Here is a 7,584-nt window from a genome sequence, read left to right as displayed (position 1 = left end):
TTACTTTACCGCATTCCAATTATTTGATATATTAAGCAAGGGCGTGTTCAAACGGGACGAGGAGGCACTGCTTTCCCACCGGAATATTTTCGACTGCGATCTGCTGATCATCGATGATCTCGGCACGGAGCTGTCCAATTCCTTTACGACCTCGCAGTTATTTTTATGTATCAACGAACGCATTCTGCGGCAGAAATCCACGATCATCTCCACAAACCTCGGGATGAACCAGCTTGCCGATATTTATTCAGAGCGCGTTTTATCCAGAATATCCAGCAATTACACATTATTAAAGCTCTTCGGCGCAGACATCCGTATCTTAAAGCGCCACCGTTAACATTTTTATCCCTGTATTTCATTAGAGCAATCTATTGAAAATAAAACCTATGTAACTATTCTTTAATGGAGGAACCATTCATGCCAAACGATGAAAGAAACTTAGAAACCATGCCTGACGGAGCATTGGGTCTCATCCCACTGGAAAGCTGCAAAGAACTTGGTCTTAAGGTAGACCAGTACCTTGTCGGCTGGCGCGAAAAGAGACAGCACCAGCACCAGAACGACCCTGCGTTCAAGGGCTATCGCAGAGATTCTTATATCATCTCAACCGCAGTGCCGCGTTTCGGAACCGGCGAAGCAAAGGGTGTCATCAAAGAGTCTGTCCGCGGCTATGACCTGTATCTGATGGTCGACGTTACCAATTACAGCCTCACCTACTCTGTATGCGGTTACGAGAACCACATGTCTCCGGATGACCACTATGCAGATTTGAAGCGTATCATTGCTGCTGTCGGCGGAAAAGCAAGACGTATTACCGCGATCATCCCGTTCTTATATGAGAGCCGTCAGCACAAGCGCACCGCCCGCGAATCCTTAGACTGCGCGCTTGCCCTGCAGGAGCTCACCGCTATGGGCGTCGACAACATCATCACCTTTGACGCGCATGACCCGCGTGTACAGAACGCCATTCCACTCAAGGGATTCGAGACTGTACAGCCTGCTTATCAGTTCATCAAGGGTATCTTAAGAGAAGTCAAAGACTTAAAGATCGATTCCGAACATATGATGATTATCAGCCCGGATGAGGGTGGTACCAACCGTGCCGTATATCTGGCTAACGTGCTCGGTCTGGATATGGGTATGTTCTACAAGCGCCGCGACTACAGCAAGATCGTAGACGGCCGCAACCCGATCGTTGCACATGAGTTCTTAGGTTCCTCCGTCGAGGGCAAGGATGTGATTATCATCGATGATATGATCTCCTCCGGTGAGAGTATGATTGATGTTGCTACCGAGTTAAAGAAGAGAAAGGCCAACCGTATCTTCGTTGTTGCAACCTTCGGTCTGTTCACCAACGGTCTGGAGCGTTTTGACAAGGCGGTTGCAGACGGCACAATCTACAAGGTCGTAACCACCAACCTGACCTATCAGACACCGGAACTGCTTGCAAAGCCATATTATATCAACTGCGACATGAGCAAATACATCGCTTATATCATTGATACGTTAAATCACGACAGCTCGATCAGCGATCTCTTAAATCCGTATGACCGCATCCAGCGTCTGGTTGCAAAGTACAAAGCAGAGCAGAACTAAACAAAATCCAAAAAGGGACTGCCCGCTAAAAGCGTCAGTCCCTTTATTATGCCTATGTATTAAAACAAGTCTACTCTGCCAGCAATTTTCTGATTGATCACATAATACGCTGCGTTCTCTTCCGGCTTTAAGTAGAGCTGAAGTGATTTGATCGTGGATGCTCTGTGACCTTCTGCCACAAACTGCTCTGTCACTTTCTTAATGGCATCCTCTACCACGCCTTCACGTCCCTGATACTGGATATACACTTCAGGCTTAAGCTCTTCCTTTGCTGCCTTCTTCGCTGTCTTTGTTCTTGGTTTTCTTTTCTTTGCGGTCTCAGCTGCTGTCTTCTTCGGTTCTTCTACCTTTGTAGCCGCCTTTACCTCTGTCTCTTTGGCTGCGTTCTTCGTCTCCTCGACTTTTGCCACAACCTTTGCAGTTGCTTCCTTCGCTGCTGTCTTGGTCTCCTCAACCTTCGCCGCAACTTTTGCTTCTGCTGCCTTTACTGCTGCCTTAGTCTCATCAAGTTTCGCTGTCGTCTTTTTTTCCATTATGAGAGCCCTCCTCCTCATCAAAAAAACTACTCACATACTAAAAACTTTTCCATTGCTACTAATGCTTCCTCTTCATCACTGCCCTCGGCAACGATGTTCACCGTCATTCCTTTGGACGGGTTAAATGCCATGATTCCCATAATACTCTTCGCATTTATCCGGCGGTTGTTACTCTCAAGTGTAATATCACTGTCAAATCTGCAGGCAACCTGAACCAGTTCTGCAATCGGATTACTATGTTCCTCTGAGACATTCGATACAACAATCTCTTTTCTGCTCATAATCTCTCCATTTCCTCTTTTCAAGTACTACGTCTCAAAATATAACCCATCTATTTCCAATTTGCAATAGAAGAACATGAAATCTGTTAAACTTACACGAATAATTTCCTACTTTAAGAGCTTTTTTATGCACTTTCATTTCACCAGATATGTGAAAAATACATTTCCTGCCGCCGTAAACATCTCATCCGCCTCGGTCAGCGTCTTCCGGTATGTCGTTCCCAGTGCAGGATCAAATATCACGACGCTGTTGCTGTCATATCCGATAATCAGCACCGCATCCGTGCTTCCTGTCATGGAAAATACCGGACTGCCGCAGCTGACATAGTAGAGAACCTCCTCGATATTGCATCCGGTCAGATCCAGCACCTGCATATCCTTCATCGTATTGTTCAGGATGCTTTTCGGCGTCTCTCCGCCCTCAATGAGTGCGTTCACGCTGATATTGATTCCTTCTTTTTCCAGCATGGCATTGATGCACTGCGCAATGCTTCCTGCTCCGGCATCCTCCGCACCGACCGCAATATCCGACAGTGCCGGCTGTGCGGACTTTCTGGAGCGTTTCCACACATACTGAAGGTTATCTCCAATCACGACTCCCATACTGTCATTTGCCGCCGTGACGGCCTCTGTGACATCATCTGTCGCCAGCACCACATTCCCCTTCACGTATACATAATAATGCTTTGTGCTGCCCTCTTCCTTGATTGCCACCGTGCGCTCCTCTTCTAAAATCGTCTCCTTCGGGGTGAGAAGCTTCGGCGCCTTTTCCGCGGATGCCCCGGCAATCGTAAGCTGTACCTGGGTCTCCTTTTCCGCAGAACTGCTCGTTGCAATATTGACAAGCTTTCCGGAGTCTCCCTCACGGTTCATGATCATATCCTGATCCGCCGGGACATATGCCGTGCCGTTATACTGGATGCGGTTCAAGTGCATCGTGTAGTCCTCGATGGACACGCTGCTTACAAAATAGCCGCTCTTTTCATATGTTTTCTGCACAATAAGATCTTTTGTCGAGACATCCACAATCCGGATCTGGTGCATCGGAAATGTCACATTTCCGGCGGCGTCCTCGAAAATATCCGACTGTCTGGCAATGCCATACACAAAATCCTCATCCATGAAGCCAAGCGGCTTGATGGCTTCCCCGGTGCCCGCCGCAATCTCCTGCGTGCTCTGATCCGACAGATTCATCACGTGGATCACACTGCTGCCCATCTGGGAATCCCCCTCCGTCTCCATCCATGCAAAATAGCGGTTGGACGCGGACACCGCAAAATCCTGTACGCTCAGATTCGTCACCAGTTCCCGCACCGAGAGGGTATTTAAATCGATTCCGTAGACACACCCGTCCAGCATCAGGAAAAGCTCTCCGCCCTCATTTACATACATGAGCTGCCCGAGTTCCGACTTCATCACCTCATACGACTTATCCGACGGAATGAAGACCAGTTCCTCATCGGTATTCGCCAGGCTGTCGTAATGATAGACCGCAATTCCGACTTCCCCCTCATGAATTCCGCGGTTCATGTAACCGTACACGATATAATCCACGCTTCCGGCTTCGTCCACACCGACGATCTTGATGTCGTGTTCTCCGTAATTCTCGCGGCTGTCAATTCCCTCGTAACCGCGGAAACTGAACACTTTTGCAAGCGTATTTTCCACCGTATTGTAGCCCCAGAGTTCTCCCTCCTGCACGAACGCCACACTGGTTCCCGCCTCATTCGCCTTGTATTCAACGTTCGCTTCGCGGATTCCAAGCTGGATATACTGATCGTAAACGCTGTCATTTTCTCCGCGGAAAATCTGGTTCATGGTTCGCTCGAAATTCAGCAGATAGATGCGGCTTGTGGTGTAGCGCACCCTGTAATATTCTTCTATATTATAGTATTCAATCTGACCGCTCTCGTTGACACTGGATACCACATAATCGAGCACGATCACGTTGTAGGTCGGTGTGATCTCCTTGATTGACGGAACCGGCTCTGTCAGACGCTCTCCCTTAAAATCCGCCCAGCTCACCTGCTTTAGAGAAGAATTTAACGACACGAACTGCAGCGTCGTGTTATCCCCGGTCGTCCGCTCCATGTAAGTCGCCAGTGTTCCGGAGGTCTCATCGTTGAACGTCTTATCGTTAAAATCCTTGACGAATGCGACGCACTCGCTCACATAGCAGTCGACTGGCTCCGCGATCCTGGTATAGTAACAGATCGAACGGTCTCCGCTCCCGAGGCGGATAATCATCAGATACTCTTCGCCCTCTTCCAGCAGATTCTGGATCTGCAGATCTGCCGTGATCTTCCCGCTGCGCTCCTCATAGGAGGTGACATCCGCATTCGCAATCAGGCGTGTGGCATCGAGACTGCGGATCTCATAGGAAATCGTGTCGACCGCCGTCTGATTCGTCTGTATCACAATCGGAAGCTTCCGGTCTTCCCCCACCGGCGTAATGGTATCGCGCATATATGCGGCATCCATCTCCGTCACATACCCGTGTAGTTCATTCAGTTCCTGATCGCCCTGATACATGGTGATGACCGGCAGCGTCGCCTCCTTCATCTCCGTCGTCAGATCCTCGTTAGTATCATTCATAAATCTTCCAAATATAAGCACTGCTCCGATGAACACTGCCGCCAAGACTGCTGCCTTTATGGTTCCCTTCCGCAACGGTCATTCCTCCTATATAACGCAAAATAACTACCGCGCACAAAAACGCGATAGTTATATTAACACAAAATAACTATCGCACAAAAACGCGATAGTTATATTGTATGCATTTTAAAATAAATCCGCAATGACTTTCTCTGATTTTTAAGAATTGTTTTCGATCTTATCCGGGGCTTCGCACCCCCGTTACCACCAGCGTCTGCAGCGGCGGTGACGGCAGCGTCTCCGGTACATTTCGTTGTTTAAAATCACACCGATCAGCTCCCGCAGATGATCATTCTGTCCGGGCGGCGGCGGTGGCGGCGGTCTGTGTCCGGGCGGCGGCTGCATGCCTCCGTGAAACTGCTCTGCCTCCAGTTCGCCGTCTTCTCCTGTGACTTTCTTCTGGATGCGGTCTACCACCATCTCAATCATCAGACGGTCCGGATACTCATCAAACATCAGGCTGCCCTCGTATTCCATTCTGTCACATTCGTCTTCCACGCACTCCACAATCCTGCCAACCTCTTTGGGATACAGCTCCTTCATGCGGTCCATATCCTTCTCATACTCCATCTCGGTCAGATACAGATTCTGCATGGGGTAGCTCATATAAAAAGGCATCTTGGGCACATCAAACTGCGCGCGGAAAAACTGCTCCTGATTATAGTCCACTCTATACTCCCTATAGATAACTTCGCTATATCATATGCAGTGCGCGCGCGCCGGGTTACTGCGCCAGATTCTTTAACTCGTCCAATAAATCCAGATCGGACTGGAGCACCTTCATATTGGTCGTGATCGGCTCCTCGCCCGGCTTGGTGACGGTGATTTCAATTACTGTTCCCTCCGTAATGCCCGCAGAAAATACCGCGTTTAAAAACGCCGCAAACTTCGGATGGTTCTCAACGAACTTGTTTCTCGCATTCATAATCTTCATAAGTGAAGCCGGATTCATCATAATATCATACTCCCTCGTATTATAAAGTAGTAGTGTTTATAGACCCTCTCCAAGGTCTGTATGCTATACTTTTGGAGATACTGTGGATTGTTTTCACACTCCTACCACCCGATGGTTTAAGAAAGGCTACAACCACAGTCTCTTTGTATATTTGTTAATCAGTTAGATACCGCATGACGGTTTATTTAGAACGAGGTTACAATCGCAAGGAGTACCAGTGGTTCTATAAACAGTATCAAAATATTTATTCAAAGGAGATTTTTTATGATATACGTTGGAATTGATGTTGCAAAGGACAAACACGACTGCTTTATCACTAATTCAGATGGTGAAGTATTATTCAAATCTTTTACCATACCTAACAATCGTGATGGATTTGAAACCTTATTTCAAAAAATACAGTCCGTATCAGATGATTTAACCAAAGTAAAAGTAGGGCTTGAAGCCACGGGACACTATAGTTACAATCTTCTGGGATTCCTTCTCGATAAAGGTTTGCCGACCTACGTTATCAATCCGTTACATACCAATCTTTACAGAAAAAGTTTAAGCCTTAGAAAGACGAAAACGGATAAAGTGGATGCCCATACCATCGCTTCTATGATCATGTCTGATGTGAACTTGAAGTCCTACTCAGACACATCTTACCACAACGAAGAACTAAAGTCATTAACTCGTTATCGTTTTGATAAAGTACAGGAGCGAGCAAAGCTCAAGACCTCTGTATCTCGCCTTATTTGTATTCTTTTCCCTGAATTAGAGAAGCTTGTTCCAACAATCCATATGGCATCCGTTTATGCAATGCTTTCTGAATTTCCGTCTGCTCATGCTGTTGCATCTGCACATCTTACCAGACTTACAAATCTGCTTTCTGAAAGCTCACATGGCAGATATGGCAAAGATACCGCAGTAATGTTTCGTGAAGCCGCCAGAAACTCAATCGGTTCAAATATGCCAGCAAAGTCTCTGGAACTGAAACATACCATTAAGCTCATTCAGGAATTAACTTCTGAGATTGACGAAATTGAAACCGAAATCAAATCCATTATGGATGAGGTTAATTCTCCGATTCTTAGCATCCCCGGAATCAACTACCGTATGGGAGCCATGATCCTTGCTGAAATCGGAGACTTCAGTCGTTTTGATTCTCCTGACAAGATACTTGCCTATGCCGGAATGTCCCCATCTACCTATCAATCGGGGCAACTTGATAACTGTTACTCCCATATGGAAAAACGTGGTTCTCGCTATCTTCGATATGCCCTTTACAATGCGACTAAATATGTCTGCCATTGGGATGAATCATTTGGAACATATCTTGCCAAAAAGCGAGCAGAGGGCAAGCATTATAATGTTGCTTTATCCCATGCTACAAAGAAACTAGTAAGAACCATTTATGCAATGGAAAAAACAGGGCAATCATACAGTAGTGCATCCTAATTGTTTTCTGTAAATATCTCCTAGCTGAGTGCCGCTAATGACACTCTTTTTGTCATGCAGTTTTCAAGGTACAAATATATCTGAAATGCATTTCTGCAATTCATTCAAAATATTTCATTTT

At 46.7% G+C, this 7,584-nt stretch carries 7 protein-coding genes and 1 pseudogene; 3 read left to right on the top strand and 5 right to left on the bottom strand.

The genetic code is table 11. The annotated features are described in order from the left end of the window. Positions 1-337, top strand: a pseudogene (locus tag ACZLMD_RS12240) (ATP-binding protein); the annotation flags it as partial. 80 nt (positions 338-417) lie between these two features. Continuing rightward, the gene (locus ACZLMD_RS12235; RefSeq protein ID WP_337791307.1) at positions 418-1,596 is read left to right on the top strand and encodes a ribose-phosphate pyrophosphokinase; all 1,179 of its coding nucleotides are present in this window, start codon (positions 418-420) and stop codon (positions 1,594-1,596) included. A gap of 59 nt (positions 1,597-1,655) precedes the next feature. Here the strand turns inward: ACZLMD_RS12235 and ACZLMD_RS12230 are convergent, their stop codons facing one another. The 5 genes from ACZLMD_RS12230 to ACZLMD_RS12210 all read right to left on the bottom strand — a co-directional run bounded on the left by ACZLMD_RS12230 (position 1,656) and on the right by ACZLMD_RS12210 (position 6,023). Beyond that, positions 1,656-2,129: a DUF6465 family protein gene (locus ACZLMD_RS12230; RefSeq protein WP_014080752.1), complete on the bottom strand. Its 474-nt coding sequence runs from the start codon at positions 2,127-2,129 to the stop codon at positions 1,656-1,658. A gap of 29 nt (positions 2,130-2,158) precedes the next feature. Further along, a complete protein-coding gene (locus ACZLMD_RS12225; RefSeq protein WP_014080753.1) occupies positions 2,159-2,413 on the bottom strand; it encodes an HPr family phosphocarrier protein in 255 nt (84 codons plus the stop codon). Positions 2,414-2,548: 135 nt separating this feature from the next. Continuing rightward, complete coding sequence (locus tag ACZLMD_RS12220) at positions 2,549-5,083, bottom strand: hypothetical protein (RefSeq protein ID WP_489495835.1); 2,535 nt, start codon at positions 5,081-5,083, stop codon at positions 2,549-2,551. A 186-nt stretch (positions 5,084-5,269) separates the two neighbouring features. After that, positions 5,270-5,674, bottom strand: coding sequence for a hypothetical protein (locus ACZLMD_RS12215; protein ID WP_489495834.1), 405 nt, complete (start codon positions 5,672-5,674; stop codon positions 5,270-5,272). A gap of 118 nt (positions 5,675-5,792) precedes the next feature. Next, a complete protein-coding gene (locus ACZLMD_RS12210) occupies positions 5,793-6,023 on the bottom strand; it encodes a hypothetical protein (protein ID WP_014080756.1) in 231 nt (76 codons plus the stop codon). Positions 6,024-6,287: 264 nt separating this feature from the next. On the opposite strand from ACZLMD_RS12210, the gene ACZLMD_RS12205 reads away from it, so the two are divergent. Beyond that, a complete protein-coding gene (locus tag ACZLMD_RS12205; protein ID WP_489495832.1) occupies positions 6,288-7,463 on the top strand; it encodes an IS110 family RNA-guided transposase in 1,176 nt (391 codons plus the stop codon). Positions 7,464-7,584: the final 121 nt, after the last annotated feature.

The sequence above is a fragment of the Jutongia sp. genome (assembly GCF_057878315.1).
This window is presented reverse-complemented; position numbering and strand designations above follow the sequence as displayed.